Source organism: Shewanella sp. SW24 (genome assembly GCF_025653395.1).
Lineage (GTDB): Bacteria > Pseudomonadota > Gammaproteobacteria > Enterobacterales > Shewanellaceae > Shewanella > Shewanella oncorhynchi.
Genome location: NZ_JAKKSH010000006.1, coordinates 151,900 through 169,771, shown reverse-complemented (window position 1 = coordinate 169,771; position 17,872 = coordinate 151,900). Strand labels below are relative to the sequence as shown.

Annotated in this window: 11 protein-coding genes; 7 read left to right on the top strand and 4 right to left on the bottom strand. The window is 43.8% G+C overall.

What is annotated here, in order from left to right; translation table 11 throughout:
* Positions 1 to 13: 13 nt before the first annotated feature.
* Positions 14 to 2,455, top strand: coding sequence for a DUF5916 domain-containing protein (locus L5M17_RS07445; protein ID WP_411568936.1), 2,442 nt, complete (start codon positions 14 to 16; stop codon positions 2,453 to 2,455).
* Positions 2,456 to 2,554: 99 nt separating this feature from the next.
* Here L5M17_RS07445 and L5M17_RS07440 read toward each other — a convergent pair whose 3' ends face one another.
* Together L5M17_RS07440 and L5M17_RS07435 are read right to left on the bottom strand one after the other, a co-directional pair.
* Entirely contained in the window at positions 2,555 to 3,676 is a 1,122-nt protein-coding gene (locus L5M17_RS07440; protein WP_028760965.1) for a beta-ketoacyl-ACP synthase III, read from the bottom strand.
* Positions 3,673 to 4,872 (bottom strand): RDD family protein, encoded by a 1,200-nt coding sequence (locus L5M17_RS07435; RefSeq protein ID WP_263146353.1) that lies wholly within the window; start codon positions 4,870 to 4,872, stop codon positions 3,673 to 3,675. The genes L5M17_RS07440 and L5M17_RS07435 overlap by 4 nt, the downstream gene beginning before the upstream one ends.
* A gap of 250 nt (positions 4,873 to 5,122) precedes the next feature.
* On the opposite strand from L5M17_RS07435, the gene cysK reads away from it, so the two are divergent.
* The 4 genes from cysK to L5M17_RS07415 all read left to right on the top strand — a co-directional run bounded on the left by cysK (position 5,123) and on the right by L5M17_RS07415 (position 11,926).
* Complete coding sequence (cysK, locus tag L5M17_RS07430) at positions 5,123 to 6,091, top strand: cysteine synthase A (protein WP_113940761.1); 969 nt, start codon at positions 5,123 to 5,125, stop codon at positions 6,089 to 6,091.
* 202 nt (positions 6,092 to 6,293) lie between these two features.
* Positions 6,294 to 7,367 carry a methyltransferase gene (locus L5M17_RS07425; protein WP_198572815.1) on the top strand — a complete coding sequence of 358 codons (1,074 nt, stop codon included), beginning with the start codon at positions 6,294 to 6,296 and terminating at the stop codon, positions 7,365 to 7,367.
* A 152-nt stretch (positions 7,368 to 7,519) separates the two neighbouring features.
* Positions 7,520 to 8,518: a TDT family transporter gene (locus L5M17_RS07420; protein WP_168824158.1), complete on the top strand. Its 999-nt coding sequence runs from the start codon at positions 7,520 to 7,522 to the stop codon at positions 8,516 to 8,518.
* A gap of 693 nt (positions 8,519 to 9,211) precedes the next feature.
* Positions 9,212 to 11,926 carry a TonB-dependent receptor plug domain-containing protein gene (locus tag L5M17_RS07415; RefSeq protein ID WP_028760970.1) on the top strand — a complete coding sequence of 905 codons (2,715 nt, stop codon included), beginning with the start codon at positions 9,212 to 9,214 and terminating at the stop codon, positions 11,924 to 11,926.
* Between the two features lie 152 nt (positions 11,927 to 12,078).
* Here L5M17_RS07415 and focA read toward each other — a convergent pair whose 3' ends face one another.
* A complete protein-coding gene (gene focA, locus L5M17_RS07410; RefSeq protein WP_263146348.1) occupies positions 12,079 to 13,074 on the bottom strand; it encodes a formate transporter FocA in 996 nt (331 codons plus the stop codon).
* Between the two features lie 1,215 nt (positions 13,075 to 14,289).
* Here focA and pflB point away from each other — a divergent pair.
* Both pflB and pflA read left to right on the top strand, forming a co-directional pair.
* The gene (pflB, locus tag L5M17_RS07405) at positions 14,290 to 16,572 is read left to right on the top strand and encodes a formate C-acetyltransferase (RefSeq protein WP_028760972.1); all 2,283 of its coding nucleotides are present in this window, start codon (positions 14,290 to 14,292) and stop codon (positions 16,570 to 16,572) included.
* A 63-nt stretch (positions 16,573 to 16,635) separates the two neighbouring features.
* Positions 16,636 to 17,376, top strand: coding sequence for a pyruvate formate lyase 1-activating protein (pflA, locus tag L5M17_RS07400; RefSeq protein ID WP_105252135.1), 741 nt, complete (start codon positions 16,636 to 16,638; stop codon positions 17,374 to 17,376).
* A gap of 43 nt (positions 17,377 to 17,419) precedes the next feature.
* Here the strand turns inward: pflA and yfbV are convergent, their stop codons facing one another.
* Positions 17,420 to 17,863 (bottom strand): terminus macrodomain insulation protein YfbV, encoded by a 444-nt coding sequence (gene yfbV, locus L5M17_RS07395; RefSeq protein WP_081729091.1) that lies wholly within the window; start codon positions 17,861 to 17,863, stop codon positions 17,420 to 17,422.
* Positions 17,864 to 17,872 lie beyond the last annotated feature (9 nt).

Here is a 17,872-nt window from a genome sequence, read left to right as displayed (position 1 = left end):
GTTTTCTGGCAAAATGCGCGCCACGAATGTGTTATTTGAGTCTTTTTTGTTGAAATCAATCTTAGCCATCATCTTATCTAGTCTTACTTTTCTACCTGTAACTTGTCTTGCTGGCTATGCCAGCCAATTTCAGTTAGCCATTCCAACACTTAACAGCGCTGCCAATATCGACGGTGAGTTGGACGATGCCATTTGGCAACAAGCTGCAGTCACAGAGCTCAAATATGAAACCCAACCAGGGGAAAATATTGCCGCATTAGTGAAAACCGAGGCGCGAGTCTATGCAACTAAAACCAGTCTTTTTGTGGCATTTACTGCCAAAGACATTAATCCCAAGCTCATTCGGGCCACACTCAAGGACAGAGACAAGCTGTGGAGTGATGATTTAGTCGGAATTAAACTCGATACTTTTAATAATGCCCGTTTAGCGTACCAATTTTTTATTAATCCCCTTGGCGTGCAATTAGACTCAATTGAAAACGAACTAACGGGTGAAGAAAGCGAAGCATGGGATGGTATTTGGAAATCCGCAGGCAAGATCACCGCCGATGGCTATCAGGTCGAAGTCGAGTTACCACTGAGACTGTTTAACTTTGACGACAAGAAAAGCCTGCAAGAATGGGGCTTTGAGTTAATTCGTTATTATCCACGCAATGAAAAACATCGCCTATCGACCCATAAGATTGACCGTAATACGAGTTGTCAACTTTGTCAGTTAGGTGTGGCTTCTGGCTTGGCGGGGGCAGAACAAGGACAGGATGTACAAATCACCCCGACTTTTATCGCCAACCGTAACGAACATAAACAGGCGGATGGCTGGGAAGCTGATAACAATCTCGAGCCAGGTGTAGACTTGCGCTGGGGCATTAATTCCAGCACCTTACTCAATGCCACCATTAATCCCGATTTTTCCCAAGTGGAATCCGATGCTGGCCAGCTCGATGTGAACAGCACTTTCTCCTTGTTCTATGATGAGAAACGGCCGTTTTTTTTGGATAATAAAGACTATTTCGACACACAGGTGAATCTGCTGCACACCCGCAATATTGTTGCACCTGACTATGGTATCAAACTGACAAGTAAGAGCGATGATCACACCTTAGCTCTGCTAGCGAGTAACGATAGCCAAACCACGTTTTTGGTACCGGGAAATTTAAGCTCAGAGGTTGCCTCGCTTGATCAAGAAAGTGTGAACCTTGCGGGACGTTATCGTTTCGACATGAGCAAAACCTTCTCCATCGGCGGATTACTTACCGCGAAAACAAGCAGTGACAACACTCACAATGGTACAGCAAATAACCCGCACTATGAGTTCAACAGCCAACCCGATTACCACAACTATGTCATTAGTCTGGATGCGAAATATCAACCAACACCACAGGACAGTTTCACTGCGCAAGTGGCCCAATCGGATACTCAGTACCCCACGGGAGTCTATCGTCAATTTTGCACTGATACTGAAAATGACCCTAGTAATGGGTTGCCCTGTGGCCAATCTCAGCTTGATTGCGAACTCGGTCACTGCCAGCTCAACGAACAAGTATTACGTAGCCAATCTGATAACCGCTTTGGCGGCAATTTATATCAGTTAACCTTTAAACACGAAGAGCGAAATTGGTTTGCTTACAGTGAATACAACGCAGTTGATCCAGATTTTCGTGCCGATTTAGGCTTTGTCGAAAAAATCGATTACCGCACCTTTGAGGCTGGTGCGGGTTTGATTTGGTATCCTACGGGCACCTTTAACAAGGTGGAATTAGCGGGAGATTGGGATATCACTCATAACCAAGCAGGCGAACGACTTGAAGAAGAGTATGAAGCCTACATCGAAATCCTCGGCGCATTACAAAGCGAAATCACCTTTGGTGTAGAAACCCGTGAACGTGTGGGCCCTCGCCGCGATGCTTCACAACTCACTATCGCCGGAAATAGTCAACTATATGATGAAACCCAAGTGTGGTTTTATGGCGCAGTAACCCCGTTATCGCCCCTGAGTATGGAGCTTGAAATGTACTACGGCGATGAAATTGATTTTATCAATGATAGGCTGGGCACTAAAACGCAAATGAACCCGAGTATCAATTGGAAAATTGCTAATGGACTTTCTATCGATATATCCCATCTTTATCAGCAAATGGATGTGGAACAAGGTGCACTTTTTACCGCGAATCTGAGCGATGTACGCCTCAACTGGCAATTCAGTCTACACAGTTTTATTCGCCTTTCTAGCATTTACACCCGGATAAATCGCAATGTGGCGCAGTATTTATATTCGGCGCCGCAGAGTGAGGAAGCGCATTTAGGCAATGAGCTCCTCTACGGTTATAAACTCAATCCGCAGAGTGTGTTCTACCTCGGATACTCTGATAGTTTACAGGCTAATGATGAGTTAAGCCGCCTGACGCGGGACGAGAAAACCTACTTTATGAAGTTAAGTTACGCATTGCTGCTATAAACAATCATTGCCTTAAACAGAAAGCAACTTAGGCAAACAACTGACATAAAAAGCCCACATCTTCCTCGATGTGGGCTTTTTATTATGGCGGTGAGAATCTTAGACCTTCTGCAGAATAACACTGCCAATAGAATATCCTGCGCCAAACGAACTCAATAAACCTAAATCGCCAGTCTTAAAGTCACCGGAAAACTTGTGAAATGCAATAACAGAACCCGCGGAAGCCGTATTGGCGTATTCATCTAGTACCACGGGCGCTTGTTCCGCAGACACATCATCCCCAAGCAACTTTCTCACTACAAACTGATTCATGTTGATGTTCGCTTGATGCAACCATAAACGCTTAAAAGACTGTGGCGTTAACGCTTGTTCGGCCAGATGTTCATCCAAATGCTGATAAATCATCGGCAACAGCTCTTTAAATACCTTGCGCCCTTGTTGGTGGAATAGCTTATCGGCTTGATGGGCCGCACTCGGATCGCAGCGGTTCAAGAAACCGAAATTACTGCGAATATTGTTCGAGTAATCGGTAAAACAGCGGCTTGAGAGGATCTTAAACACATGGTCAGACTGGGCTAAGCTTTGTTCTTCCAGTACCAGAGCCGTCGCCACATCACCGAAGATAAAATGGCTGTCACGGTCGCGATAATTCACCTGTGCCGAGCAAATCTCAGGGTTGATCACTAACACTCTTGAGGCAGAACCCGTAGCAATGGCATTAGCCGCGGCGACAATTGCAAACGTCGCCGATGAACACGCTACCTGCATGTCGTAACCATAACCCCGCGTACCTAGTGCACGTTGAATTTCAATCGCCATAGCAGGATACGCACGCTGAGTATAAGCGCAGGCAACAATCACTAAGTCAATTTGCTCAGCCTTGAGATTGGCATTCTTTAGTGCCATCAAGGCAGCTTCAAGGCCAATCTCAGCCTGCATCGATAATTCGTCACTGCTGCGCTCAGGAATCAACGGCATCATGACTTCGGGATCCAGAATGCCCTCTTTCACCATCACATATCTGTGCTTGATGCCTGAGGCTTTTTCAATAAACTCGCTTGATGAATAGGACAAAGCCGCAACATGGCCTTGCTCAATTAAGCCTGCATTTTCAAGATTGAAAATATCCACATAAGCATTGAAGCTCTCAACTAAGGCTTCATTGGAAATACTGTGGGGCGGCGTAAATAGGCCACTCCCCGAAATGACGACCTGTTTCATAAATGCTCCAAACGGGTACTGGTTGTAAGGTGAGCAGAGGATGCATCATCACTCGTAAGCACAGGTGCTAACTCATTTTGCCCCTGCGCTTGTTGCTCTAATCGTTGCTTTTTATGCATTTGCACTAAGTCTATCACGACTGTTGAAGATATTTTATCTTGGATCCCCTGCCGATTGGCATCCCAAAATATTTGCATAAAACCAAGTAAGCCTGTGGTAAAGCCTGCGGCATAGCCACCATAACGGCCAAACGCGGCCCATAAACTGATGTTGGCACCATCGAGCTGGATCACCCGAATGCCCAACATCTTCTTACCTAAGGTTTGACCATCAAATCGTGCAGTAAAGACGGTAAAGTAAAACGCTGCCCAACCAAAACCCAGCCCCATATCACTCAGAAAGCCTTTCACCCAAGCGACAACACTATGGCTTGTAGCTTCATCAACGGTTCTGAGGCGAGAATATTGCGAAGAGCTCACATTCACTGCATCAGCCGCACTTTGCAGCTGTACATCCGGCGAAATAGCTTGAATAGGCTGAAGTGGCTCAGGCGAAGAATCTGTTGTCGCCAACTCAACAGGAAGCGTAATAACAGGCCATAGGCTGCCATTAAGCACTTCCGCCTGTAACTTTTCACTGTCTATGGCAGGCAAACTACTGTTGGCTATGGTTGCTAGCACTATTTCACGTTGATCATTTTCTGTCATGCCCTTTGATCCTGAAGCGCTTTTTATCGCTTCATGTAGGGATTGAACTTGAGTTTTACCACAAGCATAATTATTGCACTGGCTCAACGACATCAATGCTGGTAGTGACGTAATGATTTGTTCACCTAATGCCAATTGTTGCTCTACTCCCTCACTGCTTTTAACGTCTGTTCCATTAAAATCAAACAGATTATTAGCGGTTGTCAGCAACATAAAAACCAACATCAGGGCATAAAGTCCCCACTTGAGTAAACGACCAAACTTACGACTGCGCTTTTCAATCCAGATAATACTGACCACCAGCAAGACAAACATCCAATCCATCTGCTCAGCTAACACAGTGATCAGCAAACCATCAATCAGTATGGCTAACATCCGCTTCAACGGTGTCGCCAATGGGGTGTATAACACGGATGCTGCAATGGTAAATGCCTTTGGTGTTACCATCGTTTTTGGATCTTTACCCAGATCCATTTGTTGCTGCTTCATCTTTGCGCTTGTCCGATACGAGTGATAGGCTAGTTTTACGATTGAGACATCAAGAAGTTATCCCTGTTAATGCCACAATCTTTTTTATGTTAGCAAGAGGTTAACACAGTTAAACTGGCTGCCAATCAGGGTTTGCGAATAACAGCACACCCTTTAATAACCAAATCGAATAAAGAAGAACAAACAATCACTTCTAAAAGCGCCACAGCAGATTATGATTCAGTAGTGCCAACATAGGAGCAAGCAATCCATGAGCAAAATTTTCGAAGATAATTCATATACTATTGGTAATACACCACTAGTACGTTTAAACCGTGTTAGCCAAGGTAAAGTGCTGGCCAAAGTCGAAGCCCGTAACCCAAGTTTCAGTGTTAAATGCCGTATCGGTGCCAATATGATTTGGGATGCCGAGAAGAAAGGTCTATTAACAAAAAATCACGAGCTGATTGAGCCAACATCAGGCAACACAGGTATTGCATTAGCGTATGTTGCCGCGGCCCGTGGCTATAAACTGACCCTTACCATGCCAAATACCATGAGTTTAGAGCGTCGTAAGCTACTCAAAGCCTTAGGCGCAACTCTCGTGCTGACTGAAGGCGCGAAAGGCATGAAAGGTGCGATTGATAAAGCGGAAGAAATTCGCCAATCGGCTCCTGAAAAATACATTTTATTGCAGCAGTTTAATAACCCTGCTAACCCAGAAATCCATGAAAAAACCACAGGTCCAGAAATCTGGAATGATACCGATGGTGAAGTTGATGTGTTTGTTGCCGGTGTAGGTACTGGCGGTACAATTACTGGCGTAAGCCGTTACTTGAAAAAAGTGGCCGGTAAAACCATCACCTCAGTTGCGGTTGAGCCAGCAGATTCCCCTGTTATAGCTCAAACCTTAGCGGGTTTACCTGTGCAACCAGGGCCGCATAAAATCCAAGGTATTGGTGCTGGCTTTATCCCAGGTAACTTAGATTTAGAATTGATTGACCGTGTTGAAGCTGTAACTAACGATGAAGCCATCGACATGGCCCGCCGCTTAATGCAAGAAGAAGGCATTTTAGTGGGTATTTCATCGGGTGCCGCCGTTGTCGCCGCCAACCGCATCGCTGAGTTGCCAGAGTTTGCAGGCAAAACCATTGTGGTGATTTTGCCATCGGCTGCCGAGCGTTACCTATCTTCAGTCTTGTTCCAAGGCCAATTCGGCGACGAAGAAAACGTTCAATAAACGACGTTTTATCGTCCTTAAAATACCCAGCTTTGGCTGGGTATTTTTATTTATGGCATTCCATTATTTAGATCTCGATTACAGAGCATAAACAAGTTACTGCTCAAGTTTGGATACAGCTCATAGTTCTTTGTATCTCAACTGGCTTTCACGGCTAACTTGGTTATAAAGAACGGACCCGCTCGCCAATTCATTCCTTTTTATGTCTTTTTACCGAACACCAAGTAATATCAGCGCCTTCAATGCAAAGTTTGAAGCTCAAAAAATTGCCTTTGGCCCCATTAGTTTCCAAGTCGCCCACTGCCTACTCAAATTCGATGTGCTAGCCCAAATAGATAACGCGGCCGAGCATGGGATCACTGCGGCCGAGTTAAGCCAATCCACCCCACTGAGTGAATATGCCTTGGGGGTATTGTTGGATATGGGGCTCAGTATGGGTCTCGTTTGGCAAAATGAAAATGGCTATGTGCTCGACAAAACTGGGCACTTTTTACTCCATGACGACATGGCAGCCATCAATCTTAACTTTGTGCAGGATGTTTGCTATCAAGGCCTTTTTAACCTTGATACCGCGCTACTAGAAGGCAAGGCCACAGGACTTAAGGTGTTCGGTGACTGGAATACCATCTACCCCGCCTTAAAAGATCTACCACCCAAAGCGAAACAGAGCTGGTTTGCCTTCGATCATTACTATTCGGATCATGCCTTTCCACAGCTTCTGCCATTAGTGTTTGCCCATAAGCCAATCCATTTAGTGGATATAGGCGGCAATACGGGCAAATGGGCACTGAGCTGCTGTGATTATGACGCGAACGTTGAAGTCACGATTATGGATTTCCCGGGGCAACTAGAGGTAGCCACACAAAATGCACTCGCACGAGGTTTTGCAGCGCGCGTGCATACCTTTGCCACCGATCTGCTGGACGACTCCCTACCCTTTGTCGAAGGCGCCGATACTTACTGGATGAGTCAATTTCTGGATTGCTTCTCAAAAAGCCAAATCCTGAGCATTTTACAACGCACGGCAAAGGCAATGACATCAAACAGCCAACTCTTTATCGTCGAAACCTTTTGGGATAGACAGCCATCGGCCGCCTCCGCCTATTGCGTAAATGCCACTAGCCTCTATTTCAGCGCCATGGCCAATGGCAATAGCCGCATGTATCACTCTAAGGATTTATTGGCCCTGCTTCACCAAGCGGGACTGTATGTGGATGAAGATACAGACAATCTTGGCCTAGGGCACACGCTACTGCGTTGTAAACTCAAACCTTAAGTTTAATAGCAACATTAAAGTAAGCAAAACTTATGTAATGAATAAAATTAATCAAATTTATTTATCATAGATACCCGCAGTACACTAAATACATCAAAACAGCGCCCCAAAAAAGCGATGTTAAGCATTGTCAGTATTGAGAGGTATTCAAAATGACTTCAAAACGCAAACGCTGGACATCCCACGCAGCTAAACTTCCCAGCCCTATGGCTGGGTTGGCACTGGCAATTGCCAGCTTAGGTTGGACATGGGAGAACATGACACCTTCACTTAATGGCGCAGGACAACTCACAGGTGCCATCATAGCCTCTGTGTTACTGTTATTGCTCATGGGTAAATTCATGCTTCATCCTAATATTTTAAAGGACGAGCTGAGTCACCCTGTGATTGGTAGTGTGATCCCCACCTTCGCCATGGGCTTGATGGTGGTGTCTAAATCACTCGGCGATTATTTCCCCCATGCAGGCTTAACTCTGTGGCTAGTCGCCATTGGTATCCATGTGATCTTCCTAAGCGCGTTTATCTATTATCGCGCCATTGATTTTAAACTCGAGCACATGGTTCCAAGCTGGTTTGTACCACCGATTGGCATTATCGTCGCGGCGGTGTCTTTCCCTGTGTCTGACTACCAATGGTTAGCAAATGCCATTTTGGTTTTTGGGATGTTGGCTTACTTAATCATGCTGCCTTTGATGCTCTATCGCCTCATTTTCTGTCAGGCGATACCCGATGCCGCTAAACCAACCATTGCCATTCTCGCGGCGCCCGCCAGTTTATCACTTGCAGGTTATCTGACCGTTTGCGAGCAGGCGTCGATTCCCTTAGTCGCCTTACTACTGAGCATCGCCATTCTGATGACCAGCATCATCTACTTGGCCTTCTTTCACCTACTAAAACTGCCCTTTAGCCCAGGCTACGCAGCCTTTACCTTCCCTATGGTGATCGGTGCAACCGCCCTCTTTAAAACCGCTGCTTGGTTAACGCAGTTCAATAACATGGGTGAGTTAGCGATATGGATAAAATACTTAGCAGAATTCGAACTGGTAATCGCCACCTTAGTGGTTGCCTATGTCGCCCTACGTTATTTAGGACACTACTTTCCACTGCAATTTAACGTGGTAGAGCACAAATCAGTTCTAAATAGCAAATAAACAGAACAGCTTTTTGTAAAAATAATTAACCATACAAATGAATTGTTCACTCAAAAAACTAAACAATAAACCGAAAGCGAAGTGAATAGATATTCACTTCGCTTTTATATTTAAACAGTCAAAATTAAATAATCAGAAATAGCATTTGATTAGTTTTTATTCTTTACAACATTTCATTCCATAATTTTACTTCTAGCTTACTGACGCGGTGTAAAAATATCACCATACAAAATTAAACCGCATGAAAACCCTTATTGATAACACTCCTCAATCATCCAATCTAAAATATATGGAATGACAAACCATATCGTTATTAATTTTTACTTTTTCACATAAAATAGTTTCAAACTATTATTGAAAACAACAAAATTAAAACACAATAAAATAAAACATTAGCAACAATAAAAAAACACAAAAAACCAATAATAAAAACAAAAAGCCAAATAAAAAACAAAACCCTCAGATTAAAACCTTATCTGCCACCAATTACACACACACCCTACTTATATCTGCATTTTAAAAAGAGAGTAAATAACAAATTTTAAACAAAACTCCAGCATGGCCAATGTTGCACTTGTTATTTTCTTGTGGTTATATCCTGAACTCAATTAAATGAGAGCTTAATTCTTTACATAAGTAACCATTTAAGAAAAATAAAAAATAAACATACAACATGTGTTAAGGGAGAATAAAATGCGTGCAAATTCTACATTAGCCAAAGCCGTTCGCTTTGCATTAATCAGCGGAGCAGCTACTGCCGCGTTAACCACTTCGATAGTATATGCAGCTGAAGATGGTGCCAAAGTTGAACGTATTGAAGTAACAGGTTCACGTATTAAGCGTACCGATATGGAAACCGCAACCCCAGTTACAGTACTAAGTGCTGATGATATGGCAAAACAAGGTTTTACTAATGTACAAGATGCATTGCAGAGCCTGACTTCAACAACAGGAGCAATGACAACTCAATCAGTACATGGTTTTACACCAGCTGCGTCATCAATCAGTTTACGTAATGCGGGTGCAAGCAGAACGCTAACATTGATTAACGGTAAACGTCTCAACCAATATCCTAAACCAGCAGGTGGTACAGACAACTTTGTTGATACCGCAAACTTACCAATGGAAGCTGTTGCTCGTATTGAGATATTACAATCTGGTGGTTCAGCAATTTATGGTGCAGATGCTGTTGGTGGCGTAGTAAACATTATTTTAAAAAGAGATTTTGATGGCGTCGCATTAAAATATCGACATGGTGATACTACTGAAGGCGGTGGTGGAAGCGATCGAATTGCGCTATCTCTGGGTTCATCTTCCGAACGTGGTAACGTCTCAACCTTCATCGAATTTACTGATACTGAGCGTTTGAATGCAACTGATAGAGCTGTTTTTGGATTAGATACAGACAAAGTACCTTATAGTAAATATTCACAATACAGCTCATATGGGGCTGGCATTACAGGTAAAAAACCTGCTGGTGGAACGACACCAAAAGGCCAACGTGTCCTAACTGCGAGTGAATGCGAAGCGGGCGGTTTTCTTTGGACAGGTAGCGCATGTGGCTTTGATCGCTCAAAGTGGCGCGATCTATCACCAGAAAGCACTCGTTTTATCAGTTCAACGAACTTTAACTATGAACTTGCAGATAATTTGAACTTTGTAGGACGTCTTGATTTTGCAGAAGCAAAATCAACAACACGTATCGAACCTATGGGTATCGATAACTACACAGTCAATGTTGCAGGAGACAAAGTAACTTTAGGTGTTGATTTAGATGATTCACTGACAAAAACATTCGACAAGAATACAGGTCTTGGTGGAGATTTTAAAAATGCCGAAAATGGTGACTACAACTATATTCGTCGTTTGCACGAATTCGGCAACCGCGCAGGAGAAACAAGTACCCGTAACTATTTCTTCACCGCGGGCTTGGAAGGCGTGATCGCTGATGATTATAGTTGGGATACATCCGTAAATTACGGCCGTACTAATGTGGATGTATTCAATAGTGGCTTTGCGACTGTGGGTGGATTATTTAATTATCTAGCTCAAGGTACTGACGGTAAATCACTGCTTGCGCCTATCAGCACAAATGATGTCAGCGGTATAGCGTACACTCCGTTTGAAAAAGCTCAATCAACTCAAAAAAATATTCAGGCAAATATCACAGGTCCAGCATTTGAACTGCCAGCAGGTTCAGCAGACTTTGCTTTTGGGGCGGAATATACCACTCAAGACTACTCATCAGAATCTGACTCAGAATCTGTTAAAGGCAATATTCTAAGCCGTGGTGGTTCATCAGGTGCTGGTGAGCGTTCATACTGGGCAACCTATATGGAATTAAAGCTTCCAGTTCTTGAGGACTTAACACTTGATGCGGCCTTACGTTATGACCGATATGATGATTTCGGTGGAAATTTGTCGCCGCAATTAACCGTAGAGTATCGTCCACTTGATGAATTATTAGTTCGTGGCTCTATCAGTAAAGTGTTCCGTGCACCAGATATGCATCGCGTATATGGAGATGCAACTAAAGCATATAGCAATATCATTGATTTTAAACAGTGCCAAGCTCTAGGTGGAACTCCATCTCAGAAAAATCCAGATCCAACACTGAACAAAATCTGTAATGAACTCAATATTGATATCACTACTGGTGCTAACAAAGATCTTAGCGCTGAAACAGGCTATACAGCCAACATAGGTGCTGTATATGGTGGCGATAGCTTAAATGCTTCACTCGATATTTGGGAGTGGAAACTGGATGACATGGTAAGTGACATCTCTGCAAGCAAAGCTGCTCGTGAATATGAAACTTATGCAAACATGATCACCCGTGACGCATTAGGTACTATTACTCACATTAATACCGTCGCACAAAACCTTGCTTATCAGAAAGTTCGTGGTATTGACTTAACCACTGGTTACGGATGGGATGTCGCTGACTTTGGTGAGTTAAAACTAAACTTTAATGGTACTTATATTCTTCTTTCTGAAGGACAAACAGATCCTACAGCTGCAATTGATGATGACATCGATGATGGTGGTTTACCGCAATATAAAGCCAATATCATTTTAGGTTGGTATATAAACGATTTTGAAACAACTTTAGGCGCTTACCACACAGCAAGAATGCATGGTGTTGGATATAAATCGTTTAAAAAAGCTGCATTAGATAAAGGTTTGGCATTCGATGAAAGTGCAAACGAAATTGCATCACAAACGAAGTGGAACTTAACATCGGCTTATAACATCACAGACGCAATTAAAGTGACTGGCGGTGTAATGAACTTATTTAATGTTGGACCAAACTTTGATCCAACAGATACAGCCTGGCCACACTATAACCGCTCATCATATGATGCGCGTGGTCGTGAATGGTTTATCGAAGGCGAAGTTAAATTCTAATATGGTGTTTATGAGTTAGAACCTAATCAAAAAACGGCATCTTCGGATGCCGTTTTTATTTACTTCATTATTTACACATCATAGTAAACCGACATAAAAATGCCCAGCTACCTGCTGGGCACTTTCACTTCAGACTGATAATTAAAGACGTTTTAGGAATGTTTAGTCAGCTTAATCTCACTCTGGTGCTGAGGTTTTTCAGTATGTGAATGTGGTGTAGAAAAGTGTTCATGATGAGCTTTGTGTGATTCAGCCAAGGTGACTTTACCCTGCTCTATCCACCAATAACCTAAACCAACAATCACACCGCCACCGACAATATTGCCTAAGGTTACAGGTATTAAATTATTGAATATAAAGTTTGCCACGGTTAAATCGGCAAATTGTGCTTGAGTAACCCCTAAAGACACGAAGAACTCTGGGCTGGCGATTGATTGGATCATCATGCCCATAGGCACCATAAACAGGTTAGCGATACTGTGTTCAAAGCCACTACTGACGAACATAGCCACAGGTAAAATTAACAGTAACGATTTAGTCAGCACATCACGGCTGGCAAAGGTCATCCACACACCTAAACACACCAACATGTTACATAAAATGCCTAAACTAAAGGCTTGGACCCAAGTATGGTGCAGTTTGTGCTGTGCCACTTTAAGGGCATTTAATCCCCAGTTACCACCATCGAGATCATACATACCTGCGGCAGTGATCAAGCAAACCATCAACAGAGCGCCGACAAAATTGCCGGCATACACGCGGCACCAACATTTGAGTAATTCAGCGCCAGTGACCTGTTTTTGTGCCCAGGCGACGGTACTGAGCACAGAACTGGTGAACAGTTCTCCACCGCAAACAACCACTAAAATTAAACCTAAACTAAAGGCTATTCCGCCAACGAAACGAACTAAACCCCAAGACGCATCGCCTGCGCCAGTGGTTACGGTTAAATAAAAAACAAAGGCTAAAGCGATAAATGCGCCAGCAAACACGGCTAAGCCAAAGGACTGCCAAGGTGCTTTAACCACTTTGCTTGTCCCGTAAATTTCAGCCTGATTGTAACAACTAAAATGAGCTGAAACCTGTGGCGCTTCATGTGCGCTGTTTGTCACAGTTGGAACTGATGACGATGGATTTGGGCTTTTCATTGCATAACTCCAACTTCAGATAAACAAACTTGAACGCGTAGCATAGGTATCTCCAGCAGCGCCATTGCGCAGATAACACGAATCAAAACCGAGATAATGATTTGCTTAAATGATGATTCACTAAAGTCTCGCTTTGTATCATACAACGCGCTTATGCTGTGAAGCAGATATTGCTAAAGCGTGATGCTATTCACACCCAAAATGTGAAAACTTTGAAGCCAAAAACACAAAAGGTTAATTGGTCTTACCATGACAGCCCGATTTTCATCGCGAGAATGTGGCTTAATTAAGATGGTATACAATGCATATCCTGCACGTTTCCATCTCATATTTAGCGAACTAACGCTTAAATTAATGCGCTATAGATTCAAGCAAACCTCAGCAATGACACATTAAATGACCAATAGCTTGATGCATGTATCTCGGTATTCATTAAATTGAACCCACTATAACCCATACTTTAGCATTTACAGTTTAGTCCAACAGCAAGTAACAAGTTGCCTGCATCATAGCAAACTACTGTATTTAGCCACTCTTTAACCCTTCCTGAATGATTTAAGCATTGCATGCTTTATTTGATGGCGTTATGACATGGCGTCTCCTAAATCGACACTAAGTTAGCAAATAAAAATAAATTAATACAAATAGCTAACATCAAACTTATTTTTAATATCATAACCACTGCGCCTACTGTGACAGCTCCCATTATCGAGCCGTGACTCCCACCAATCAAAATCAGCCTATACGAGGATAGATTTATCCTCGCTAAAGGTGGACAGTAAATGGGAACAATATAGGCAGGCTGATTTAAGAGATATGGGGTTCAGATGTCACACCAACTTAAAAAGCGTGCCGTATTCCCTATTGTGGTAAAAAAATGCTACCTAGCTAGCAAATTTGGGATTAACAGAGCATAAACCAAGCCGTTTAAGATGCGATAGCGACAGACCTATGTTAATATGCTTATGGACAATTGGTCTTACCAATTATAAAGATTTATCAGTAGCCGATAATCAAAGTAAGCGAATATTTGTCATCTTATCGGGTATCAATAGACAGACTTTTGGAGTGACGAGCGCTTCAAAATCCAGTTCCCATCATAGGGCGTCATCATGAAGGGAGCTTTATTTCAGGAATTAGCTATTGGCTTATACTCAGCATTGCTTAACGCTGATCGCCAATAACCTTTTATCTCAACCAGAAGGTATTAGTACGATGACCGACAAAACTGAACTGTTTGCCAACGCATGGGAAGGCTTTACTCCTGGCGATTGGAAATCTGAAGTCAATGTACGTGACTTTATCCAACAAAACTACGCGCCTTTTGAAGGCGACGAGTCCTTCCTCGCCGGTGCCACCGAAGCGACCACAAAATTGTGGGATAAAGTCATGGAAGGCATCAAACAGGAAAACCGTACCCACGCGCCTGTTGATTTCGACACTAAGATGGTTTCAACCATCACTTCCCACGACGCTGGCTATATCAACAAAGAATTAGAAACTATCGTTGGCTTACAAACAGACGCGCCGCTAAAACGCGCTATGTTGCCTAACGGTGGTATTCGTATGGTGGAAAGCTCATGCGCCGCCTACGATCGTGTACTGGATGAAGATGTTAAATACGTTTATTCAGAACTGCGTAAAACCCATAACCAAGGTGTGTTCGATGTTTACACCCCCGAAATTATGGCCTGTCGTAAATCAGGTATTTTAACGGGCTTACCCGATGCTTATGGCCGTGGCCGTATCATTGGTGACTATCGCCGTGTGGCACTTTACGGTATCGATTACCTGATGAAAGATAAGTTTGCCCAATTTAGCTCACTGCAAGCGCAGTTCGAAGCGGGTGAAGAGTTATCTAACGTTATCCAATTACGTGAAGAAATTGCCGAGCAACACCGTGCATTAGGCCAAATGAAGAAAATGGCTGCCAAGTATGGCTTCGATATTTCTCGTCCAGCGACCAATGCACAAGAAGCGATCCAATGGACTTACTTCGGCTATTTAGCTGCAGTGAAGAGCCAAAATGGCGCTGCCATGTCATTAGGTCGTACCTCTTCATTCCTCGACATCTATATTGAACGTGATCTGAAAAATGGCACCTTAACTGAGCAACAAGCTCAGGAAATGGTTGACCATTTCGTGATGAAATTGCGTATGGTGCGTTTCCTACGTACCCCTGAATACGACGAATTGTTCTCAGGCGACCCAATTTGGGCGACGGAGTCAATCGGCGGTATGGGCTTAGATGGCCGTACGTTAGTGACGAAATCAAGCTTCCGTTTCTTGAACACCCTTTACACTATGGGTCCAAGTCCAGAGCCAAACATCACAGTATTATGGTCAGATAAACTGCCAATCGGTTTCAAAAAATATTGCGCCAAAGTGTCTATCGACACTAGCTCAATCCAATACGAAAACGATGACTTAATGCGTCCAGATTTCCAATCAGACGACTATGCAATCGCCTGTTGCGTGAGCCCTATGGTTGTGGGTAAACACATGCAGTTCTTCGGTGCTCGCGCTAACTTAGCGAAAACCATGCTGTATGCGATTAACGGCGGCGTAGACGAAAAACTGAAAATCCAAATTGCCCCTAAAGCAGACATGATCACAGACGAAGTGCTCAACTTTGATGATGTGATGAATCGCTTAGACGGTTTAATGGATTGGTTAGCGACTCAATATGTCACTGCACTGAACTCAATCCACTACATGCACGATAAGTACTCTTACGAAGCCGCGCTTATGGCGCTGCACGACAGAGACGTACGTCGCACTATGGCTTGTGGTATTGCGGGTTTATCTATCGCAGCCGACTCACTGTCTGCCATCAAATACGCCACCGTAAAACCGGTTCGTGATGAAAACGGCATAGCAGTTGATTTCGATATCAGCGGTGATTATCCAAAATTTGGTAACAACGACCCACGTGTAGATGATATCGCCTGTGACTTAGTTGAACGTTTTATGGCGAAAATTCGTGACCGTAAAATGTATCGCAATGCGATCCCAACGCAGTCAATTCTGACCATCACCTCAAACGTGGTTTATGGTAAGAAAACCGGTAACACACCAGATGGTCGTCGTTCAGGTGCGCCATTTGCACCGGGTGCAAACCCTATGCATGGCCGTGATGAAAAAGGCGCAATCGCTTCATTAACCTCAGTGGCAAAACTCCCATTTGCCCACGCTCAAGACGGTATCTCTTATACCTTCTCAATCGTGCCAAATGCGCTGGGTAAAGATGATGATGCTCGCCGTACCAACTTAGCGGCATTGATGGACGGATACTTCGACCACAATGACAAAAAAGAAGGTGGCCAACACTTGAACGTCAACGTGATGAACCGCGAGATGCTCGAAGATGCCGTTAAGCATCCAGACAAGTATCCACAGCTGACCATCCGTGTTTCTGGCTATGCAGTGCGCTTCAACTCACTGACGCCAGAACAACAACAAGATGTGATCACGCGTACGTTCACAAAAGGTCTGTAAGCTAAATTAGTCAAGGCTGTAGTACACTGTGCTACAGCCTCACTTATTTTAACAGGAGTCACAATGGCAGTTATCGGTCGGATCCACTCGGTGGAATCCTTTGGCACAGTAGATGGTCCCGGCATACGGTTTATCACCTTTATGCAGGGCTGTTTAATGCGCTGCCAATATTGCCACAACCGTGACACTTGGGATCTTGATGGTGGAAAAGAAGTTCTGGTCGATGAGTTAATGAGCCAAATCATCAGCTATCGGCCTTTTCTCGATGCCAGCAATGGTGGTGTTACGGCCAGTGGTGGTGAAGCCATTTTACAGGCCGAATTTGTCGCCGAATTATTCACGGCTTGTCAGCAAGAAGGTATTCATACCTGTTTAGATACCAATGGTTTTGTACGTAAGTACACGCCAGTGATTGATGAGTTACTCGACCATACTGACTTGGTCCTGCTCGACATCAAGCACATGGACGATGAAAAACATATTGAGTTAACCAAAGTCAGCAACCATAGAACATTACAGTTTGCGCAGTATTTGGCAGAGCGTAATCAAGCGACGTGGATACGTTATGTCGTAGTGGGCGGATTTACCGACGATGAAGCATCGGCATTACAACTGGCCGAGTTTATCAAGCCCATGAAAAACATTGAAAAGGTAGAGTTACTACCCTATCACGAATTAGGTAAACATAAGTGGGAAGCCATGGGCGAAAGCTATCAACTCGATGGGATATCCCCCCCGAGTCGAGAAACCATGGAAAAGATCAAAGCGGTATTTGTCCAACAAGGGATTAACGCGATTTATTAATCCACAGTAATAGAAAGCCAAAACGGATAACCGCGGCAACGGCCTAAAGTTCTTCCCAATAACTGGCATCTAAACGCTCAAAGGCTATTTTTAAAATCAGTGCCATATCGAGGTAACAGGCCTTAGCGCCTAACGTGTGGCAATTGATACCCATGGATGACAACTTCGCACTCAACTGGTTAATCCAGTCGAACAGCGTTAACGGTAATGGATGGCGAGCTCGCCAGCCTAACCACAGCAGCCCCTGTAACGGTAAGCTGATGAAAAATAAACCGAGAGTGACAGCTTGGGGCAGAAATGCCCAACCGTGAATATACAGCTGGCTCATGCTCACAAAAATCGCCAGCACTGGCATCACCAGTATGGCAAGCTGAGTCGCTCGGACGACCCGATACTCAGGAAAATAAAAACCCAGTTGTCTAACCATAGGCCAAGTCTTCATATACTGATGACCATCACCTAAGGTTTTGAGGATCTTAATGCTCAATCTTAGACA

Bases quoted from the DNA above. Each gene is read 5' to 3' on its own strand.
- L5M17_RS07445 (WP_411568936.1), top strand. From the start codon at position 14: ATGCGCGCCACGAATGTGTTATTTGAGTCTTTTTTGTTGAAATCAATC.
- L5M17_RS07440 (WP_028760965.1), bottom strand. From the start codon at position 3,676: ATGAAACAGGTCGTCATTTCGGGGAGTGGCCTATTTACGCCGCCCCAC.
- L5M17_RS07435 (WP_263146353.1), bottom strand. From the start codon at position 4,872: ATGAAGCAGCAACAAATGGATCTGGGTAAAGATCCAAAAACGATGGTA.
- cysK (WP_113940761.1), top strand. From the start codon at position 5,123: ATGAGCAAAATTTTCGAAGATAATTCATATACTATTGGTAATACACCA.
- L5M17_RS07425 (WP_198572815.1), top strand. From the start codon at position 6,294: ATGTCTTTTTACCGAACACCAAGTAATATCAGCGCCTTCAATGCAAAG.
- L5M17_RS07420 (WP_168824158.1), top strand. From the start codon at position 7,520: ATGACTTCAAAACGCAAACGCTGGACATCCCACGCAGCTAAACTTCCC.
- L5M17_RS07415 (WP_028760970.1), top strand. From the start codon at position 9,212: ATGCGTGCAAATTCTACATTAGCCAAAGCCGTTCGCTTTGCATTAATC.
- focA (WP_263146348.1), bottom strand. From the start codon at position 13,074: ATGAAAAGCCCAAATCCATCGTCATCAGTTCCAACTGTGACAAACAGC.
- pflB (WP_028760972.1), top strand. From the start codon at position 14,290: ATGACCGACAAAACTGAACTGTTTGCCAACGCATGGGAAGGCTTTACT.
- pflA (WP_105252135.1), top strand. From the start codon at position 16,636: ATGGCAGTTATCGGTCGGATCCACTCGGTGGAATCCTTTGGCACAGTA.